Here is a 20,111-nt window from a genome sequence, read left to right on the forward strand (position 1 = left end):
CGCGTGAGCGGGAAGGGCGCACGCCGCCCGTGGACGCTGCGGACCCGGCTCGTCGTGTACGCGGTCACGCTCATCGCGGTCGTCGCCGCTGTGATCGGTTCGGTCACCGCGATCGCGTTCCAGAGCTACATGTACGGGAAGCTGGACGGCCAGCTGCGCGACATCACCAGACTGGCCGAGGCCCGTCCGCCGGGCGGAGGCAGGATCACCCCGGGCGGCCCGGAGAGCGAGGACCCGCTGGACTTCGTCGGCAGGGGCGGCCCCGACACGTTCGGTGCCGTGGTGACCGACGGTTTTGTCACCGTCTCGAAGGTGATGAACGGTCCGAACGCCCAGCAGAGCAGCGAGGAGCTGTCGGACGCGCAGAAGAAGGCCCTCGAAGCCTCGGGGGTGACCCCGGACGGCGAACCCCATGACGTCGACCTTCCCGGGCTGGGCAGTCACCGCGTGCAGGTCGTTCCGTCGAGCGGCGGTACGTCCGTCCTCGTCGGCATCCCCACGGCGGAGGTGGACAAGGCCGTCACCACCCTCGTGCTCGTCGAGGTCTGCGTCACCGGCGCCGGGCTCATCGCCGCCGGGATCGCGGGCGCCGCCATGGTCGGCGTCGCCCTGCGGCCGCTGCGCAGGGTGGCGGCCACCGCGACCCGGGTCTCCGAACTCCCCTTGCACAGCGGCGAGGTCGCCCTGCTCGAACGGGTCCCGGAGGCCGAGGCGGATCCGCGTACCGAGGTCGGTCAGGTCGGCGCGGCCCTCAACCGGATGCTCGGGCACGTCGGTTCCGCCCTGGAGTCGCGGCAGAAGAGCGAGACGCGGGTACGGCAGTTCGTCGCGGACGCCAGCCATGAGCTGCGCACACCGCTCGCCTCGATCCGTGGGTACGCCGAACTGACCCGCCGGGGCCGGGAGAACGCCGGACCCGACACCCGGCACGCCCTGGGACGGATCGAGTCCGAGGCGGAGCGGATGACGGGCATGGTCGAGGACCTGCTCCTCCTGGCACGCCTCGACGCCGGACGCCCGCTCTCGTACGAGAGCACCGACCTCTCGCCACTCGTCATCGACGCGGTGAGGGACGCCCGCGTCGCGGACCGCACCCCCGGCGGTGCCCCGGGGGCCACACATCACTGGCGGCTCGAGCTGCCCGAGGTGCCCGCGACGGTGCTCGCCGATCCGACGAGGATCCAGCAGGTTCTGGTCAACCTGCTCGCGAACGCCCGTACGCACACACCGCCTGGAACCACCGTCACGGTGCGCGTGCGTCAGGCGAGCAGGGAACTGCCCCGGGTGACCCTGGAGGTCCAGGACGACGGGCCCGGTATCCCGGCCGGTCTGCAGCCGCGTGTCTTCGAGCGGTTCGCCCGCGGCGACGCCTCGCGCTCCCGGCACGCCGGGTCGACGGGGCTCGGCCTCGCCATCGTGCAGGCCGTCGTGGCCGCGCACGGCGGGCTGGCCGAGGTGCGGTCGGTGCCGGGCGACACGGTGTTCGCCGTCCACCTGCCGGCGGACGCGGTGCATGCGGGAGGCCGGGAGAACGGCCCCGGAGGCACTCCCCCGGCCGGGCCGGACCGCACCCTCCACGCTCCCGTGACGCACTCACAGGCGGACCACAGGCTCAGCACACGGATGTGACAGCGCGGTTGGCGAGTGTCGATGCCATGCGAACCGACACTCCCTGGAGCACCCTGCCGGCCCGGGATCATCTCCTGGCCGCAGCGGTCGGCGCTCCCGTACTCGATGTGGTGATCCCCGTGTACAACGAGGAGAAGGACCTCGAAACGTGTGTGCTGCGCCTGCACGACCACCTGGCGCGGACGTTCCCCTACGGTTTCCGGATCACCGTGGCGGACAACGCGAGCACCGACCGTACGCCCCGGGTGGCGGCGCGGCTCGCGGACCTCATTCCCGAGGTGCGGTCGTACCGGCTGGAGGAGAAGGGCCGGGGGCGGGCGCTGCGGACGGTCTGGTCCCACTCCGACTCCCCGGTCCTCGCCTACATGGACGTGGACCTCTCGACCGACCTGAACGCCCTGCTCCCGCTGGTCGCCCCGCTGATCTCCGGGCACTCGGACCTCGCCATCGGCTCGCGACTGGCCCGCAGTTCGCGGGTGGTGCGGGGCTCGAAGCGGGAGTTCATCTCACGGGCCTACAACCTGATCCTCCGGTCCTCGCTGGCCGCCGGGTTCAGTGACGCCCAGTGCGGCTTCAAGGCCATACGACGAGAGGTCGCGCAGCGACTGCTGCCCATGGTCGAGGACACCGGCTGGTTCTTCGACACCGAGATGCTGGTGCTCGCCGAGCGTGCCGGGCTGCGGATCCACGAGGTGCCGGTGGACTGGGTCGACGACCCCGACTCCACCGTGCACATCGTGAGGACCGCGACGGAGGACCTCAAGGGGGTCTGGCGGGTGGGCCGGGCCCTGGCCACCGGGGCGCTGCCCCTGGACCGGCTCGCGCGGCCCTTCGGCGACGATCCGCGCGACCGGGCCGTGCCCGGGGTGCCGCGCGGACTTGCCCGGCAACTGGTCGGCTTCTGTGTCGTGGGCGCACTGTCCACCCTCGTCTACCTCGCCCTGTACTCCCTCTTCCGATGGGGCGTCGGCCCGCAGTTCGCCAACGCGGCGGCCCTCCTCGTGTCCGCCGTGGCCAACACGGCGGCGAACCGGAGGCTCACCTTCGGGGTACGCGGCCGGGGCGGCGCCGCGCGCCACCAGGCGCAGGGGCTCGTCGTCTTCGCGATCGGACTCGCCCTCACCAGCGGCTCGCTCGCCGCGCTGGGCACGGCGTCCGGATCGGCGTCGCACGGCACGGAACTCGCCGTGCTGATCGCGGCCAACCTCGCGGCGACGGTGCTCCGGTTTCTGCTCTTCCGCGCATGGGTCTTCCCCGACCGGCGCACCGACCACCAGGACGCCCGCACGGGTGCCGCCCACGAACTGAGGAACGTCCGATGACCGCCGCCGCCACGCACCCGGACCACTACCAGGCCCCGCCCGACACCCCAGGGGCGCCCGCGTACGCCGCGGGCAGGCGGGAGCCGCCGGCACGGCGCATACACCGGGGCAGGCCCGAGGACCCGCGCTGGGCGAGGCCCGCCTTCCTCGGCATGCTGCTGGTCATCGCGCTCGCGTACCTGTGGAACCTGAGCGCTTCCGGGTACGCCAACTCGTTCTACTCGGCGGCCGTTCAGGCCGGCAGCCAGAGCTGGAAGGCCTTCTTCTTCGGCTCGCTGGACTCCGCGAACGCGATCACCGTCGACAAGCCCCCCGCCACGCTCTGGCCGATGGCCCTGTCGGTGCGGATCTTCGGGCTGAGCTCATGGGCGATCCTCGCGCCCCAGGTGCTGATGGGCGTCGCCACGGCGGGCGTCCTGTACGCGGCCGTGCGCCGCCGCTTCAGTGCGGGCGCCGGGATGATCACGATGGCGGTCTTCGCGCTGACGCCGGTGGCCGCGCTGATGTTCCGCTTCAACAACCCGGACGCGCTGCTCGCGCTCCTGATGACCGTCACCGTCTACTGCGTGCTGCGCGCGTTCGAGGGCGGCCGGACGAAGTGGCTGGTCTGGGCGGGCGTCGCGGTGGGCCTCGCGTTCCTCTCGAAGACGCTGCAGGCCTTCCTGATCCTCCCGCCCCTGGCCGTGCTGTACGCGGTGTTCGCGCCGGTGTCGGTACGGAGGCGTTTCGGGCAGCTGGGTCTGGCGGCGCTGGCGACGGTCGTGTCCGGCGGCTGGTGGGTGGCGATCCTCGAGCTGTGGCCCGCCTCCTCACGTCCGTACATCGGCGGCTCGCAGAACAACTCCTTCCTCGAGCTCACCTTCGGCTACAACGGACTCGGCCGGATCAACGGCGAGGAGACCGGCAGCGTCGGCGGGGGCCAGGGGGGCGGCTGGGGTGAGACCGGCATCGGCCGGATGTTCAACTCCGAGATCGGCAGCCAGATCTCGTGGCTGCTGCCCGCCGCGCTGATCCTGCTGGTCGCGGGTATCTGGCTGACCTGGCGGGCGAAGCGGACCGACACGGCCCGTGCGGCGTTCCTCGCCTGGGGCGGGTCGCTGCTGATGACGGCCTTCGTCTTCAGCTTCATGGCCGGCATCTTCCACCAGTACTACACCGTGGCCCTGGCGCCCTACATCGCGGCGCTGGTCGGCATGGGCGCCTCGGTCCTCTGGGAGGAGCGGGGCAAGTGGTGGGCGGGCGCCACCCTCGGCGCCACCGTCGCGGCGACGGCCGTCTGGTCGTACGTCCTGCTGGGGCGCACGCCGGACTACGTCCCGTGGCTGCGCTGGGCCGTTCCGGCCGGCGGCCTCGTGGCCGCCGTGGGGCTGCTGCTCGCGGCGCGACTGGGCCGGGTGCTGGCGCTCGGCGTGGTGGGCCTCGGTCTCGCCGCCTCGCTGGCCGGCCCGGCGGCGTACACGGTCAGCACGCTGAACACCGGGCACCAGGGCTCGATCGTCACCGCGGGTCCGTCGGGCTCGGGCATGGGCGGTCCCGGCGGCGGCACGGGCGGCCGGCCCCCCGGCCAGGGAACCCAGCGGGACGGCGGCCAGGGAATGCCGCAGGGCGGTCAGGCCCCGGGCAACGGGCCGGGCAACGTCCAGGGCGGCGGCTTCCCCGGCGGTGGAGCGCCCGGCCAGGGGCAGCAGGGGCAGGGCCAGATGCCCGGTGGTCGGCAGGGCGGCATGCCCGGCGGCGGCACGGGTGAAGGCGGCATGGGCGGCGGAGGCGGCGGTATGGGCGGCCTCCTCGACGGCGCCTCGGTCGACTCCGAGGCGAAGACGCTCCTGAAGCAGAACGCCGACGCCTACACCTGGACCGCTGCGGCCATCGGTTCGCAGAACGCCGCGAGTTACCAGCTCGCCACCGGTGACCCGGTGATGGCGATCGGCGGATTCAACGGCAGCGACCCGTCCCCGACGCTCGCGCGGTTCAAGGAGTACGTGGAGGACGGCAAGATCCACTACTTCATCTCCGGCGGCACGGGCGGCGGTATGGGTGGCGAGGGCACCTCGTCACAGATCTCGGCGTGGGTGGAGGAGAACTTCGAGGAGGTCACCGCGGGGAGCGCGACCTTCTACGACCTCACCCAGCCGAAGAGCTGAGCCGCGGGGACGGAGCGTCGGCGCAGGGGCGGCGACCACAGGGCGCACGGCAGGGCGGTAGCCCCGGAGGAGTACGTCTCCGGGGCCACCGCCCTGCCGTGCCACGGAGCGGTACACCTATTGCGTTGTACGGCGTACAGGAATGCCATACGGTGTATGGCGACATGCCCCACACACCGTACGAGTGCACCGGAATCAGGAGTCCGCATGACGGCGACCGCCGCCGAGGAGAATGGCCTCGCACCCCGGACCGGCCACGCCCGGCGCTGGCTGATCCTCGGAGTCATCTGCCTCGCCCAGCTCACCGTGCTGCTCGACAACACCGTCCTGAACGTCGCGATCCCCTCGCTCACCGCCGATCTCCACGCCTCCACCGCGGACGTGCAGTGGATGATCAACGCGTACGCGCTGGTCCAGGCCGGCCTCGTGCTCACCGCGGGCAGCTCCGCCGACCGCTACGGCCGAAAGAAGATGCTGGTCACGGGCCTCGCGCTGTTCGGGATCGGTTCGCTGGCAGCGGGACTCGCCCAGTCCTCCGGACAGTTGATCGCCGCCCGCGCGGGCATGGGCGTCGGAGGCGCGCTGCTGATGACGACCACCCTCGCGGTGGTGGTGCAGATCTTCGACGACACCGAGCGCGTCAAGGCGATCGGCATCTGGTCCACCGTCAACTCCCTGGGATTCGCGGCCGGTCCGCTGATCGGCGGGGCGATGCTCAACCACTTCTGGTGGGGCGCGATCTTCCTGATCAACATCCCCGTGGCGGTCATCGGTCTCGTCGCGGTCCTCAGGCTCGTACCGGAGACGAAGAACCCCAGCGGTGACCGCCCCGACCTGGTGGGCGCGCTGCTGTCCACCGTCGGCATGACCGCCGTCGTGTACGCGATCATCTCCGGCCCGGAGCACGGCTGGGGGTCCGGCCCGGTGCTGCTGACCGCCTTCGCCGGGGTCGCCGTACTCACCGGGTTCGTCCTGTGGGAGCTGCACGTCCCGCACCCCATGCTGGACATGCACTTCTTCCGCAACCAGAGGTTCACCGGCGCGGTCGCGGGAACGATCCTCGTCGCCTTCGGGATGACGGGTTCGCTCTTCCTCCTGACCCAGCACCTCCAGTTCGTCCTCGGCTACGAGCCGCTGGAGGCCGGACTGCGCACGGCTCCGCTCGCCCTCACCGTCGTCGCGCTCAACCTCACGGGGCTGGGTGCCCGGCTCGTCGTGAGGATGGGTACGCCGGTCGTCATCGCCACCGGGATGAGCCTGCTGGCCGCCGGGCTCGGGGCGATCGCCCTGCTCGGCGGGCGGGACTACGGCGGGATGCTGCTCGGCCTGGTCGTGATGGGGGCGGGCGTCGCGCTCGCCATGCCCGCGATGGCCAACGCGATCATGAGCGCCATCCCACCGGAGAAGGCGGGTGTGGGGGCCGGGGTGAACGGCACACTCGCCGAGTTCGGCAACGGGCTCGGGGTCGCCGTGCTCGGCGCCGTGCTCAACTCCCGCTTCGCCGCTCTCGTTCCGGGCGCCGTCGGGGCCGCCTCACTGCCCGCCGCACTCGCCACCGCGGACGGAGCGGCGGACCGCGAGCGCATCACCGACGCCTTCGCCTCGGGTCTGGGGACCAGCCAACTGGTCGGCGCGGCAGCTGTCCTGGCCGGCGGACTGCTGGCCGCGTTCCTGCTGCGGAGGGCGGAGCGCGCGGAGAAGTCCTGAGGGCCCAGGTGACGGGCATAGCATCGGACGGGGGGTGCCGGTACGCAGGAGTGCCACCGCAAGACGAGGAGCGTGCGCCATGGGGTCCGCGGCAGACCGTGTGAACAACCCGTCCCGGGTCAGTGTGTGGCTGGACCGGCGGACACCCTCGCGCACCCGCAAGGCGGATCAGCCGGCCGGCCTCGACCGCGACAGGATCACGGCGGCGACCGTCAGGCTGCTGGACGCCGACGGCCTCGCGAAGTTCTCCATGCGGCGCCTCGCAGCCGAGCTGGACGTCACGGCGATGTCCCTCTACTGGTACGTCGACACCAAGGACGACCTGCTGGAACTCGCCCTGGACACGGTCTTCGGCGAGATTCCGGCCACAGCCGAGGACTCCGGCTGGCGGGACCGGCTCCGCGAACTGGCCACCAGCTACCGGAAGATGCTGGTCCGCCACCCCTGGGTGTCGACGCTGATCGGCGGCTTCCTGAACATCGGACCGCACTCGATGCTGTTCTCGTACGCCGTCCAGGACGTCATCCGGGCCACCGGACTGCCGCCGGGAGACCGTACGGGGGCGATGTCGGCCGTCTTCCAGTTCGTGTACGGCTTCGGGTCCGTCGAGGGCCACTTCGTGCAGCGCACGGTGGAGGCCGGACTCAGCCAGGACGAGTACTTCCGGCGGGCGATGGGCACGATCCGCGCCGACCCCGAGCTCAAGCGGCTCATGGAGCCCTCGGAGAGCCTGATGGAGGCGCGCGGCGGGGACACGGTGGAGGAGATGCGGGAGCGGGACTTCGTGTTCGCGCTGGACCTCCTGATCGCGGGCGTCGAGGCGATGCGCGCCCGCGCGGCACGCCACCCGTAGGCGGCGCGCCGCTGGACCGTGTGCGTCGGTCCCCTCAGTAGCCGCGCCGGGTGTCCACGGCCAGCGGGGGCGTACGCCCCACGGTCACCGCATCCCAGCAGGCCTCGAAGTCGGCGACGACGTCCTCCTCGGCCGTGATGCCCGCCGAGTGAGACGTGATCACCGTGCGCGGCAGCCGCCAGACCCGGTCGCCGGGCGCGGCGGGCTCGTCGGGCAGCACGTCGAGTACGGCGCGGCTCACCGAACCGTTGTGCAGCGCGGTCTCGAGTGCCGCCATGTCCACGGTCGCGCCACGGCCCACGTTGACGAAGGTGGCGCCCCGCATCGCGCCGAACCTGGACGCGTCGAAGAATCGCTCGGTGGCGCCGGTCAGGGGAAGGGCGGAAACCACCCACCGGGCGTCCGCGAGTGCCGAAGTCTCCTCCCGCGATCCGGCCCGGACCGTCCGGTCGAAGCCGACCGGCCCGGCACGGAGGGTGCGACTCACCCCGACCGTGCGCACGGAACAGGCCCGCAGAAGTCCTGCGATCGCGGAGCCGATGCGACCCGTTCCGTGCACGACGGCGGTCTGCCCGGCGGCGAGCTCGGACGGGAGGCGGCGCCACTCGGACCTGGCGTGCTGCGCGGTGTGTTCCGGCACGGACTGGCACTCGGCGAGGACCCAGGCCAGCGTGTACTGGGCGATCCGCTCGTCCATCCGCCCCACGGTCCGCGTCAGCAGGGCTTCTTCGGGCCAGGGCCCTGCGGCGAGCAGCGCGTCCGTACCCGCGTTGACGCTGTGGAACCACAGGAGCCGCGCGGTCCGCAGCGCTTCGGGCAGCGTGTCCCCCACGAACACGAAGGGCCCGTCGGGCTCCTCGGCGTACGCGGGCCCGGCCGGCCGCCCGGTGATCCGTTCCAGCTCGTGGACCACGGCGGGGCCCACGGAGGGGGAGGTCAGCAGTCGGGCCCGCGCGAGCGTGTCCGGGTGGGGCGGCTTCATCGGTACGGTCAGCTGCCGGCTGCCAGGTGGGCGGGGAAGCCACCGGTGGCGACGGGGCTCCAGCGCTCCGGAGTGATCCGGATGATGGACTTCCCCTGCTTGAGCATCGCCGCCCGGTACTCGTCCCAGTCCGGGTGCTCGCCGGAGATGTTGCGGAAGTACTCGACGAGGGGCTCGACCGAGTCCGGTGAGTCGATCACCTCGGCCGAGCCGTCGACCTGGACCCACGGCCCGTTCCAGTCGTCCGACAGGACGATCACGCTCACCCGATCGTCCCGCTTGGCGTTGCGGGTCTTGGCCCGTTCGGGGTACGTCGAGACGACGATCCGTCCGGCGTCGTCGACACCGCAGGTGAGCGGGGAGCCCTGGGGCCGGCCGTCGGCCCGGGTGGTGAGCAGGATCGCCCGGTGCCTGGGCCGCACGAAGTCCAGCAGTTCCCCGAGTTCCACTGCGGTGTTGGTCGCGATGTTGGGTGCCATACGGCCAACCCTAGGGGGTGTCGGCGGAGTCCCGCCGTACGCCCGGACGGGACACCGGCACCCCCGGGGCCGCGGCCGGTCTCAGCCGGGGACGGAGTCGCCCTGGACGGCCTGGATGTCGAGCTCCACCCGCAGGGTCGTGCCGATCGCGGAGATACCGGCCTGCAGCACCTGGTTGTAGTTCATGGCGAAGTCGTCACGACGAAGCTCCGCCGAGGCGTGGAAGGCGGCGCGCACCCCGCCCCACGGGTCGGGACCGGTGCCCAGGTAGCTGAGGTCGAGATCGACGTCCCGCGCGATGCCGTGCATGGTGAGTACGCCGTGAACCGTCCAGCGGTCGGGGCCTGCCGGGGTCAGCGCACGGGAGCGGTAGGTGATCTCCGGGAACGCTTCCACGTCCAGGAAGTCCGCCGAGCGCAGGTGCTTGTCCCGCATCGCGTTTCCCGTGTCGATGCTGGAGGAGGCGATGAAGGCATCCACCCGGGACCGCTGGACGTCTTCGCCGATCTCGATGCGGCCGCCGAATTCGGTGAACCGGCCGTGCACGCTGGAGATCCCCAGGTGCTGTGCGACCGCCGCCACCGATGAGTGGACCGGGTCCAGTGACCACGTGCCCGGCGGCGGAAGCTGCACGCCGCCCTGCCGGGCCAGGACGACGGTGCCGGCCTCGACCCGGCCGCTGGCCGTGACGAGCGCGGTGGACGCGGCGGGGGCGTAACCCACCGCGGTGACGATGACCGTGTACGCGCCGGCCTGCAGCAGGCCCTCGGTGCGGACGGCCCCGTTCTCGTCGGCTGCGGCGCGGAGCACCTGGGTGCCCGTCATGTCGGTCACGGTGACGACCGCGTGCTGGACCGCCCAGCCGTCCCGCGTGCGTACCTGTGCGCGAAGTCCCATCCCGTGTTCTCTCCTTGCTCAAATCACTCGTGAAGCAGCGACTCAATGAGTCGGGCCCCGGGGCGGGATCGGCAGGCCGTCCCCTGCCTGCCGTTCCCGCCCCGGGGCCCATTTCCGCCGACGGCCACAGCCTCTCCGCTCGAAGCGCTGTACCGCCAGGGGTCTTTGTGAATCTTCCGGTGGTTACTCGCCCGGGTGGGCGAGTTCGATGTCGTGACCGTCGACTCCGCCGCCGCTCACGGTCAGCGAGCCGGCCACCGGCGGGTAGCCGGTCGCGATCACGGAGTACTCACCGGCGTCCAGGTCGGTGAAGGCGTACACGCCGTCCTCCCCGGTCGTCGACGTGGCGACCACGTTGCCTGCCGCGTCGATCAGTGTGACCCGGGCGTCGTTCAGCGCTGCCCGGCCGGAGCCGGCCCTGACGACGCCCTTGACCAGCGCACCGGACCGCAGTGCCACGTCGACCCGGGTGACGCCCTGGCCGCCGACCTCCACCGGCAGGGCCAGCGGACGGAAGCCCGCAGCCGTGACGGCGACGGTCACCGAGCCGGGGATCAGCTCACCGAAGGTGAAGTCACCCGCGTCACCCGAGACGCCCGTGGCCAGCACGTCGCCGCGCACATCGGTCACGACGACCATGGCTCCCCGGACGGGGGTGCTGCCCTCGGCGGTCCGCACGGTCCCGGAGAGACCGCTCGTACCTGCGAGCAGGATGTCGAAGGACAGCGGCTCGTCACCGACGACCACGGTGGACGCCTGCGGCTGGAAGCCGTCGGCGGAGGCGATCAGGACGTAGCTGCCGGCACCCGGCGCGTCCAGTACGTAGCCGCCCTCGGCCTGGGCGACGGAGCGCCCCAGCTGCCGGCCGCCCAGCGAGATCAGCGTGACGGCGGCGCGGGCGACGGGTGCGCCCTCGACGCCCCGCACCACACCGCGTACGGGCGTGCCCTGGGTGCTCGGCTCCCTCACCGCGACCGTCTCGTCCAGGGCCTGGACGGAGGTGACCCCGGCCGTTCCCTCGGCGATCAGCGCGGTGCCGGTGGTGGCCTCGACGGACTCGGTCGCGGCGGACACCTCGGCCGGGGTGTCGTCGTTGCCGGCCCTCGTCTTCAGGGCGACCTCCTTGATGAAGAGGGTCAGGACGAAGGCGACCAGCGCGGCCGGCGCGGCGTACAGGAAGACGTCGGCGACACCGTGGCCGTAGGCGACCTCCATGACCGTGCGGAACGGGGCGGGGAGCTTGTCCAGGTCGGGGATGCCCCCGCCGCCCGTACCGCCGTGGCCGAAGGCTGCGCCCTCGGGGCCGAGGTCGGCGAGGCCGTCCTTGACGTAGTGGGTGACGCGGTTGCCCAGGACGGCACCCAGCGCCGAGACGCCGATCGCACCACCGAGGGAACGGAAGAACGTCACGACGGAGCTGGCCGCGCCCAGGTCGGCGGGAGCCACCTGGTTCTGCGTGGCGAGCACCAGGTTCTGCATCATCATGCCGATGCCGAGGCCCATGACGAACATGAAGATCGCGATGTGCCAGTACTCGGTGTCGTACCGGATGGTGCCCAGGAACCCCAGACCCGCGGTGAGCAGGAAGCCACCGGAAACGAGCCAGGCCTTCCAGCGGCCCGTCTTGGTGATGATCTGGCCCGACACGGTCGAGGACAGGAACAGTCCGGCGATCATCGGGATGGTCATGACGCCGGACATCGTCGGCGACTTGTCCCGCGCCAGCTGGAAGTACTGGCTGAAGAAGACGGTGCCCGCGAACATCCCGATGCCGACGAACAGCGAGGCCGCGGAGGCCAGCGTGATCGTGCGGTTACGGAAGAGGCGCAGCGGGATGATCGGTTCGCGAGCCTTGGACTCGATCAGCAGGAACAGCGCGGCGAGGACGACGGTGCCGCCGAGCATCGTCCAGGTCTGCCAGGAGACCCAGTCGTACTTGTCGCCCGCGAAGGTCACCCAGAGCAGCAGCAGCGAGACCGCGGCGCTGATGAAGAACGCGCCGGACCAGTCGATCTTGACTCCCTCGCGCTTGACCACGGGGAGCTTCAGGGTCTTCTGGAGCACGATCAGGGCGATGATCGCGAACGGGACACCCACGTAGAAGCACCAGCGCCAGCCCATCCAGCTGGTGTCGGTGATGACGCCGCCGAGCAGCGGGCCGCCGACGGTGGCGACGGCAAAGACCGCGCCGAGGTAGCCGCTGTAGCGCCCGCGCTCGCGCGGGGAGATCATCGCGGCCATCACGATCTGGGCGAGGGCGGAGAGTCCGCCGACGCCGATGCCCTGGACCACACGGCAGATGATGAGCATGCCGCTGCTGGTCGACAGGCCGGCGACTATGGAGCCGCCCACGTAGATGAGCAGGGCGATCTGGACCAGCAGCTTCTTGCTGAAGAGGTCCGCGAGCTTGCCCCACAGCGGGGTGGTGGCCGTCATGGCCAGGAGCGAGGCCGTCACGACCCAGGTGTAGGCACTCTGGCCGCCACCGAGGTCGGAGATGATCTCGGGCAGGGCGTTGGAGACGACCGTCGACGAGAGAATCGCGACGAACATGCCGAGCAGCAGCCCGGCCAGCGCTTCCATGATCTGCCGGTGTGTCATCGGCGTGCCCGGGGGAGCCTCTGGGGCCCCGTGCTTGGCGTGGCCGCCCCGCACACCGGATGGTGTGGTCGTAGCCATTGAATTCCTTCTCTTTGCTTCTGTTACAGGGGTGTACGGGTGCGTGCGTGGTCGGCGTGCCCGACGTGGCAGTCGCCGCTGTGCTTTCCGGGGACGCACCCTCCGGAGCCGCGGCAGGAGAAGCTGTCGCGCAGCCGGGACAACAACGTGTTGAGCTGTCCGACCTCGTCGTCGGACCAGTCGATGAGGTTGTGGGCGAACATCTCGGTGGTCCGCCGGGTCAGATCGTCGAGCAGTTCGTCGCCCGCGGGGGTAAGCCGCAGGATGCGGGACCGCTTGTCCTCCGGGTCCGGAAACCGTTCGACCCAGCCGTTCTCCACCACGTGGGTCACATGACGGCTGGTCACCGACATGTTCACGGACAGGAGCTCGGCAAGCCGGGTGATCCGCATCTCGCCGTACTTGGCCAGCAGCGTCAGCACGGTGGCCGAGCCCCCGGGACACTCGGCGGGCAGGATGCGGGCGAGTCCCCGTTTGACGGCTCCGACGGCGCTGAGCTGCCGGGCCAGTTCCTCGTACTGGCTCCGTGCCGCCACTGGCCCTCCATACGTTTCGCGGGGTCATCTTGTTGCTTAGGGCAACGATAGAAGCAGTTGGTTGCCGCAGGCAAACGAAATGGGGCTTGCAGAAGTAAAGGAAAACCCAAGCCTGTGTAGGTGCCGGGTCAAGCCCGCAGCGCACGGGAGGTGAGCTCCGGTGGATGTGTTCCTCGTCACGAGACGCGCAGGTGAGGGGGCGCGTGGAGACGGTGCGGCGAGCTCCGGCGGGCGGGTGGAGAGGCGGTGTGCGTGGTGGAAGCGCATCACCCTCTGTGGACCCGGGGGTTGGGCGGAAGGGCTGCGTTCGCTAGTGTCCTGGGCCATGGCACACAACCCCCACGCCCCGCAGCCGGGCCCCGAGGGCACTCACGACCCGGCGGGCAGTACGCAGATGTTCCGCGCGTTCGTCGACGACGGCGAGCCGCAGGGCAGGCAGCAGCCTGCCGTGACCTCGTCCGGCCCGAAGACCGGGGTGATCGCGGCCGTCGTGGCGGTCGTCGTCATCCTCGGAGCCGTCGCCTGGCTCGCGCTCGGCTGACCGTCCCCGTCCCGGCCGGCCCACCGCTCCCGTGACCGGGGCGGGTGGCCCGCCCGGCGTCCACGCGAGCGTGGACGCCGTCCTTCCGGAACGCTCCCGCACCGCACGTCGGCGCGGGAGCGTCCGCGTTCGCCCCCGCGGTGCGGGAGCGCCCGCGCGGCCCGGGACGACCGGACACGGCGACGCCGCCGGAGGCGTCGGCGGTGGCGCCCCCGGCGGCTGATGCGCATGCGTGCGGACTCGGGTCAGTCGGCGATGAGCCCTTCCCGAAGCTGGGTGAGCGTTCGTGTCAGCAGCCGGGAGACGTGCATCTGCGAGATGCCGACCTCCTCACCGATCTGCGACTGCGTCATGTTGGCGAAGAAGCGCAGCATGATGATCTGCCGCTCGCGCGGGGCGAGCTTGGCCAGCAGCGGCTTCAGGGACTCGCGGTACTCGACGCCTTCCAGCGCCGCGTCCTCGTACCCCAGGCGGTCCGCCAGCGAGCCCTCGCCGCCGTCGTCCTCGGGGGACGGCGAGTCCAGCGAGGAGGCCGTGTAGGCGTTGCCCACGGCCAGGCCGTCGACCACGTCCTCCTCGGACACCCCGAGCGCCTTGGCCAGCTCCGGCACCGTCGGCGAGCGGTCGAGCTTCTGGGCGAGCTCGTCGCTGGTCTTGGTGAGGGCGAGCCGCAGCTCCTGGAGCCGGCGCGGGACCCGCACCGACCACGAGGTGTCGCGGAAGAAGCGCTTGATCTCCCCCACGACGGTCGGCATCGCGAACGTGGGGAACTCCACGCCCCGTTCGCAGTCGAAGCGGTCGATCGCCTTGATCAGGCCGATCGTCCCGACCTGGACGATGTCCTCCATGGGTTCGTTACGGCTCCGGAACCGCGCCGCCGCGTACCGCACCAGCGGGAGGTTGAGCTCGATGAGTGTGTCCCGCACATAGGTTCGCTCCGGGCTGTCCGTTCCGTCGGGGCCCGAGGCGGGACCCAGCGCGGCGAGCCGCAGGAACAGGGAGCGGGACAGAGTGCGGGTGTCGATGGCTTCCGGCGAGCTGGTGAGCACGGCGGGTGCCGGCGCGCTCTTCGTGAGCGTGAGCACCTTCGAGCTGCCCTGTTCTGTGGACATGCCACCCCCTTGAGGTCGCGGACGGTCGCGGTGGCCACGACCATCGGAGGAACGCAGCCTCCACCTGAATACCGGAGGTGGGGCTGCGGCAAACGCGGTTCCAGCAGAATGTCACATGTCGGCAACGCGCTGTAGTGACATGTCGACAAGTCAGCGCCGAAACTGCGCAGGAAACAGGGGGTGTGCGGCTTTTACGCCCCCGGATCCGGCCCTCCAGGGGTCTACCCGTTCCGGTTACGCTTCGATCCTGTTTGCTGATCGCAGCCGGGCGAAACTTCTGGCCAGAAGCCTTGACACATGCATCTGGGAGACACCCAGTTCGGCGCTGATCTGTGACTGCGTCAGGTTGTTGTAGTAGCGCAGCAGCAGGATCCGCTGCTCGCGCTCGGGCAGTTGTACGAGCAGGTGCCGCACCAGATCGCGGTGTTCGACCCCGGCGAGCGCCGGGTCCTCGTAGCCGAGCCGGTCGAGGAGTCCTGGCAGCCCGTCACCTTCCTGTGCGGCCTCCAGGGAGGTCGCGTGGTACGAGCGGCCCGCCTCGATGCAGGCGAGGACCTCGTCCTCGGAGATCTTCAGGAGCTCGGCGATCTCGGCGGTGGTCGGTGAACGCCCGTGAGCGGTCGTCAGGTCCTCCGTGGCCCCGGTGACCTGGACCCAGAGTTCGTGCAGCCGCCGCGGGACGTGCACGGTCCGTACGTTGTCCCGGAAGTAGCGTTTGATCTCGCCGACCACGGTGGGCATGGCGAACGTGGGGAACTGGACGCCGCGCTCCGGGTCGAAGCGGTCGATGGCGTTGATCAGGCCGATGGTGCCGACCTGGACGACGTCCTCCATCGGCTCGTTGCGGCTCCGGAAGCGGGCCGCCGCGTACCGCACGAGCGGCAGGTTCGCCTCGATCAGCGCGGTGCGCACCCTGTGGTGCTCCGCGGTGCCGGGGTCGAGGTCCTTGAGCCTGGCGAACAGCACCTGGGTCAGCGCCCTGGTGTCCGCGCCCCGGGTCCTGGCGGGCGCCGCGGGGTCGGGTGTCTCGGTCTGGACGTCGTCCGTCTGGACGTTCTGGGGCGGGACTTGAGGCGCTGTACTGGCCGGCACGGTGTCGCCACCCCTTTGCGGTCAACTACGGTCAACTCATCCGTCAAAAGCGGTCATAGCATCACAAGACATGTCCACTGTGCGCAAGCACCGCATGGAGTCGTGTTGAAGAGTATTTGGTTTAAACATGCCGAAAAGCCCCTCTCCTGTACGGGAGGGGCCGGCGGGACCGGAGGTCCGAAAGGGTCAGAAGGGGTAGTCGGCGATCACCCAAGTGGCGAACGCGCGCCACTGGCCGGCCGCCGCCTGGTGCTCGGGGTGCTCGATGTACCGCTTGAGCGCGTCCTCGTCGGCGACCGCCGAGTTGATGGCGAAGTCGTAGGCGATCGGCCGGTCGGTCACGTTCCAGGCGCACTCCCAGAACGTCAGCTCGGGGATCTTCCCGCCGAGCTCCCGGAAGGCCTCCGCGCCCGCGACGACCCGCGGGTCGTCGCGCTCGACGCCGTCGTTCAGCTTGAACAGGACCAGGTGGCGGAGCATGGGGTTCCCCTAGTTCACGAGCTCGGACATGAAGTCTCCGACGCTCTCGGCGGCGCTCGAAATGCCCTCGAATCCTATTTGGACGAGGTCGGCGCTCCGCTTGGGAGAGGTGATGATCGTGTACAGCACGAAGACCACAATCATGTAGAGCGCGATCTTCCTTGCTTGCGCCACGGCCCCGGTCCCTCCCCTTCGATCACCTGTGCAGTCGGGTGAGTCTAGCCGTACACATGGCCGTACCGGCGGGCCGTTTTCGATCACTGATGGCGCTTTTAGGGTCGAAGGGCCTGCTGATTCGGGCCCTTTGTCAGCGGCCGCGGCATACGCCGGGGAGGAGGATGGGGAGTGAGCCCGTCGCGCAGGCAGGATTGCGCGGGCCGAGGAACGGGACCTCCACGAGGTCCCCACCGCGTGACTTCCCCCCGACCGCGGCGAGGGCCTACGGTGCCCGTTCTCACCGGGGGAAGCGGCTTGTCCCCCCGATGCCGCTTCCCCCGACCTGACGACCGAAGGGCCCGGCGCATCGCCGGGCCCTTCGGTCGTTCGTCCGTGCGGGTCAGTCCTTCTTCAGGCCGACCGGCCCGGGGGTGGCGTCCTGGACGCCGGCTTCGGCGCCGTTCCGCGGCGAGGGGACGGTCACGGCCGCGTCCTCGGCGGCGAGGCGTTCCATGCCGCTCGTCGTCTTGAGGGGCTTCTCCTTGATGAAGAGCACCGCGACGAGTCCCAGGAAGGCGAAGGGGGTGGCGATGAGGAAGAGGTCGCCGGTCGCGACGCCGTACGCGTGCTCGACGATGTTCTTCATCGGCTCGGGCAGCTTGGTCATGTCGGGCACGGCGCTGCTGTGGCCGCCGCCGGTCACCGGGAGCCCGTTCTCCGCGAGGCCCTTGGTCATCTCACTGGCCACGCGGTTGGCGAGGATCGCGCCGAGCACGCTGGTGCCGATGGTGCCGCCGAGGCTGCGGAAGAAGGACAGCACGGAGGTGGCGGCGCCCAGTTCGTGCGCGGGCACGTCGTTCTGCGCGGCGAGCACGAGGTTCTGCATCAGCATGCCGACGCCGATACCCATGAACGCCATGTAGACGCTGAGCAGACCGAAGTGTGTGTCGGCGTCGATGGTCGAGAGCAGACCGAGGCCGGCCGTCATCACGACGGCGCCCGAGACGAGGTAGACCTTCCACTTGCCCGTCGCGGAGATGATCTGCCCGGCGACCGTCGAGGACACGAGCAGACCGCCGATCAGCGGGAGGCTCATGAGCCCCGCGACGGTGGGTGTCTTGCCCAGGGAGATCTGGAAGTACTGGGAGAGGAACACGGTCCCGGCGAACATCGCGATACCGACGAAGAAGCTCGCCAGCGTCGTGAGCGTCACCGTGCGGTTGCGGAAGATGTCCAGCGGGATGATCGGCTCCGCGGCCCTGGACTCGACGAAGACCGCCGCCACCAGGAGCAGCACGCCGACGGTCACCAGAACGGCCGTCTGCCAGGACGCCCAGTCGAAGCTGTTGCCCGCGAGGGACGTCCAGATGAGCAGCGCGCAGACGCCGGACACGATCAGGAAGGCGCCCAGCCAGTCGATCCTGACCTGACGGCGCACGGTCGGCAGCTTCAGGGTGCGCTGGAGCAGCACGATCCCGGCCAGCGCGAACGGTACGCCGATGAAGAAGCACCAGCGCCAGCCGAGCCACGAGGTGTCCACGAGGACACCACCGATCAGCGGACCGGCGACCGTGCCCACGGCGAAGACCGCGCCGAAGATCCCCGCGTACTTGCCGAGGCGGCGCGGCGGGATGATGGCGGCCATCACGATCTGGGCCAGTGCCGTCAGGCCACCGGCGCCGATGCCCTGGATGACCCGGCTGACGATCAGGGTCACGACGTCCTGGGAGAAGCCGGCCACGAGGGAGCCGACCACGAACATGCCGAGCGAGAGCTGGAGCAGCAGCTTCTGGTTGAACAGGTCGGCGAGCTTGCCCCACAGCGGCACGGTGGCCGTCATGGCGAGCAGCTCGGAGGTCACGACCCAGGTGTACGAGGACTGGCTCGCGCCGAGGTCCGCGATGATCCTCGGCAGGGCGTTGGCCACGACCGTACCCGCGAGGATGGCGACGAACATGCCTGCCATCAGGCCGGACATCGCCTGGAGTATCTGCTTGTTCGACATGGAGGTGGGCGCCTGCTCGGGCGCCTCGGTAGCGGTCACGGTGTCCTTCTTCGGTACTGGAGCAGAAACAGGATCGGTGGTGCGCGGGGCTACGCCTACGGCCGGGGGAGGCCCTGCGACAGCTGGGCGAAGACGTCCCCGAAGACCTCCGCCAGCACCGTCTCGCCGGGGCGGTCGCACCAGTGCTCGACGGCGACCCGCAGGGCGGTCTGGGTGACGGCGGCGAGGAGGTGGGGGAAGACGTCGGCCCCGGGCGGCCCGGTCGCGACGGGGCGGGTGGCGTCGAGCCAGTCGGTGATGGCGACGGCGAGGGCCCGTTCCTCCGCCACGTGCGCCTTCAGACCGCGGTGGATGAGGTGGGGCGAGCGCTGGAGCACCTTGCACTGAAGGGTCCACAGCTCCTTGCGTGCCTCGAACCCGTCGAGTTCGGCGACGAGGGCGTCTCGTACGACGTCGAGCGGCGGCAGGTCCGCGGGGGCGCGGCGCACGGACTCCCTGATCCGCTCGCCCACCTCGTCGTCGACCAGCACGAACGCGTCGTCGTGGCTGGGGAAGTAGTTGAAGAACGTCCTGGGCGAGACCCCGGCAGCCTCACTGATGGCTTCGACGGTGACGTTCTCGACACCGTGCTCGGCGGCGAGCCGCACGGCCGCTTCGGCGATGGCCCGGCGCGTGGCCTGCTTCTTGCGCTCCCGCAGCCCGGGTACGGATGTCGTCGTCTTCGCCACATCGTGCATAGTAGGCAAAGATGCACATCCTGCAAAATTATTTACCACCGGCCCGAACAGGCGCGGCCGGACCGACCGGCCAGGTGGAAACCGGCCCGGAACGCAGAGAAGGGGCAGACCCTCGCGGGTCTGCCCCTTCATCCATCTGCGGTAGCGGAGGGATTTGAACCCTCGGTGAGTTTCCCCACACTCGCTTTCGAGGCGAGCTCCTTCGGCCGCTCGGACACGCTACCGAGAGAGAGCTTAGACCATGCCGGCCCCTGGTTTGAAATCCGTATCCCGCAGGTGGGCCGAAGCGCCCGGGGCGGGGCCTCAGCGCTCCCGGAAGAACGCCGTCAGCAGGTCCGCGCAGAGGTCCTCGAGGACACCGTGGATCACCTCGGGGCGATGGTTGAGCCTGCGGTCGCGTACGACGTCCCAGAGCGAACCGGCTGCACCGGCCTTCTCGTCCCGTGCCCCGTAGACCACCCGGCCGATCCGGGACTGGACGAGCGCGCCCGCGCACATCGTGCAGGGCTCCAGGGTGACGACCAGCGTGCAGTCGGTCAGCCGCCAGGAGCCGAGGGCGGCGGCGGCCCGGCGCAGGGCGAGCACCTCGGCGTGGGCCGTGGGGTCGCGGGTCGCCTCGCGCTCGTTGTGGCCGGCGGCGAGCAGTGCGCCGTCCGGTCCCAGCACGACGGCGCCGACCGGCACATCGCCGGCCGACGCCGCCTGCGCGGCCTCGTCCAGGGCCCGGCGCATGGGTGCCTGCCACGGGTCCCGTACGGGA

At 70.6% G+C, this 20,111-nt stretch carries 18 protein-coding genes and 1 tRNA gene; 6 read left to right on the forward strand and 13 right to left on the reverse strand.

The features are described from left to right. Positions 1–3 precede the first annotated feature (3 nt). From ABZ441_RS14435 to ABZ441_RS14455, 5 genes are all read left to right on the forward strand, one after another. A complete protein-coding gene (locus ABZ441_RS14435) occupies positions 4–1,629 on the forward strand; it encodes a HAMP domain-containing sensor histidine kinase (RefSeq protein WP_358972684.1) in 1,626 nt (541 codons plus the stop codon). A gap of 26 nt (positions 1,630–1,655) precedes the next feature. Then, entirely contained in the window at positions 1,656–2,951 is a 1,296-nt protein-coding gene (locus ABZ441_RS14440; protein ID WP_358972687.1) for a bifunctional glycosyltransferase family 2/GtrA family protein, read from the forward strand. Next, on the forward strand, positions 2,948–5,095 hold the full coding sequence (locus ABZ441_RS14445) for a glycosyltransferase family 39 protein (RefSeq protein WP_358972691.1): 2,148 nt from the start codon (positions 2,948–2,950) through the stop codon (positions 5,093–5,095). The genes ABZ441_RS14440 and ABZ441_RS14445 overlap by 4 nt, the downstream gene beginning before the upstream one ends. A 207-nt stretch (positions 5,096–5,302) precedes the next feature. Next, on the forward strand, positions 5,303–6,802 hold the full coding sequence (locus ABZ441_RS14450; protein ID WP_358972694.1) for an MFS transporter: 1,500 nt from the start codon (positions 5,303–5,305) through the stop codon (positions 6,800–6,802). A gap of 79 nt (positions 6,803–6,881) precedes the next feature. Next, positions 6,882–7,655, forward strand: coding sequence for a TetR/AcrR family transcriptional regulator (locus ABZ441_RS14455; protein ID WP_358972696.1), 774 nt, complete (start codon positions 6,882–6,884; stop codon positions 7,653–7,655). Between the two features lie 34 nt (positions 7,656–7,689). On the opposite strand, the gene ABZ441_RS14460 is transcribed toward ABZ441_RS14455, so the two are convergent. The 5 genes from ABZ441_RS14460 to ABZ441_RS14480 form a co-directional block, all read right to left on the reverse strand. Further along, a complete protein-coding gene (locus ABZ441_RS14460; protein WP_358972699.1) occupies positions 7,690–8,637 on the reverse strand; it encodes an NAD(P)-dependent oxidoreductase in 948 nt (315 codons plus the stop codon). A gap of 8 nt (positions 8,638–8,645) precedes the next feature. Further along, positions 8,646–9,116: a PPOX class F420-dependent oxidoreductase gene (locus ABZ441_RS14465; protein ID WP_358972702.1), complete on the reverse strand. Its 471-nt coding sequence runs from the start codon at positions 9,114–9,116 to the stop codon at positions 8,646–8,648. An 81-nt stretch (positions 9,117–9,197) separates the two neighbouring features. After that, positions 9,198–10,013, reverse strand: coding sequence for a YceI family protein (locus tag ABZ441_RS14470; protein WP_358972705.1), 816 nt, complete (start codon positions 10,011–10,013; stop codon positions 9,198–9,200). Between the two features lie 183 nt (positions 10,014–10,196). Further along, entirely contained in the window at positions 10,197–12,692 is a 2,496-nt protein-coding gene (locus ABZ441_RS14475) for an MFS transporter (RefSeq protein WP_358972708.1), read from the reverse strand. 23 nt (positions 12,693–12,715) lie between these two features. After that, on the reverse strand, positions 12,716–13,228 hold the full coding sequence (locus tag ABZ441_RS14480) for a MarR family winged helix-turn-helix transcriptional regulator (RefSeq protein ID WP_358972711.1): 513 nt from the start codon (positions 13,226–13,228) through the stop codon (positions 12,716–12,718). Positions 13,229–13,553: 325 nt separating this feature from the next. Here ABZ441_RS14480 and ABZ441_RS14485 point away from each other — a divergent pair, with 325 nt between their 5' ends. Further along, the gene (locus tag ABZ441_RS14485) at positions 13,554–13,769 is read left to right on the forward strand and encodes a hypothetical protein (protein ID WP_358972714.1); all 216 of its coding nucleotides are present in this window, start codon (positions 13,554–13,556) and stop codon (positions 13,767–13,769) included. A 245-nt stretch (positions 13,770–14,014) separates the two neighbouring features. Here ABZ441_RS14485 and ABZ441_RS14490 read toward each other — a convergent pair whose 3' ends face one another. The 8 genes from ABZ441_RS14490 to tadA form a co-directional block, all read right to left on the reverse strand. Next, the gene (locus ABZ441_RS14490) at positions 14,015–14,881 is read right to left on the reverse strand and encodes an RNA polymerase sigma factor SigF (RefSeq protein WP_358972717.1); all 867 of its coding nucleotides are present in this window, start codon (positions 14,879–14,881) and stop codon (positions 14,015–14,017) included. Positions 14,882–15,115: 234 nt separating this feature from the next. Then, positions 15,116–15,973 carry an RNA polymerase sigma factor SigF gene (locus tag ABZ441_RS14495; RefSeq protein ID WP_358972721.1) on the reverse strand — a complete coding sequence of 286 codons (858 nt, stop codon included), beginning with the start codon at positions 15,971–15,973 and terminating at the stop codon, positions 15,116–15,118. Between the two features lie 186 nt (positions 15,974–16,159). Continuing rightward, a complete protein-coding gene (locus ABZ441_RS14500; RefSeq protein ID WP_358972724.1) occupies positions 16,160–16,453 on the reverse strand; it encodes a Dabb family protein in 294 nt (97 codons plus the stop codon). Between the two features lie 9 nt (positions 16,454–16,462). After that, the gene (locus ABZ441_RS14505; protein WP_205019220.1) at positions 16,463–16,627 is read right to left on the reverse strand and encodes a hypothetical protein; all 165 of its coding nucleotides are present in this window, start codon (positions 16,625–16,627) and stop codon (positions 16,463–16,465) included. A gap of 382 nt (positions 16,628–17,009) precedes the next feature. Next, positions 17,010–18,614: an MDR family MFS transporter gene (locus tag ABZ441_RS14510; protein WP_358972853.1), complete on the reverse strand. Its 1,605-nt coding sequence runs from the start codon at positions 18,612–18,614 to the stop codon at positions 17,010–17,012. Between the two features lie 95 nt (positions 18,615–18,709). Then, positions 18,710–19,351 carry a TetR family transcriptional regulator gene (locus ABZ441_RS14515; protein ID WP_358972728.1) on the reverse strand — a complete coding sequence of 214 codons (642 nt, stop codon included), beginning with the start codon at positions 19,349–19,351 and terminating at the stop codon, positions 18,710–18,712. A gap of 139 nt (positions 19,352–19,490) precedes the next feature. After that, a tRNA-Ser gene (locus ABZ441_RS14520) sits at positions 19,491–19,575 on the reverse strand. Between the two features lie 79 nt (positions 19,576–19,654). Beyond that, on the reverse strand, positions 19,655–20,083 hold the full coding sequence (gene tadA, locus ABZ441_RS14525) for a tRNA adenosine(34) deaminase TadA (RefSeq protein ID WP_358972856.1): 429 nt from the start codon (positions 20,081–20,083) through the stop codon (positions 19,655–19,657). Positions 20,084–20,111: the final 28 nt, after the last annotated feature.

The sequence above is a fragment of the Streptomyces sp. NPDC005752 genome (assembly GCF_040630715.1).
Lineage (GTDB): Bacteria > Actinomycetota > Actinomycetes > Streptomycetales > Streptomycetaceae > Streptomyces.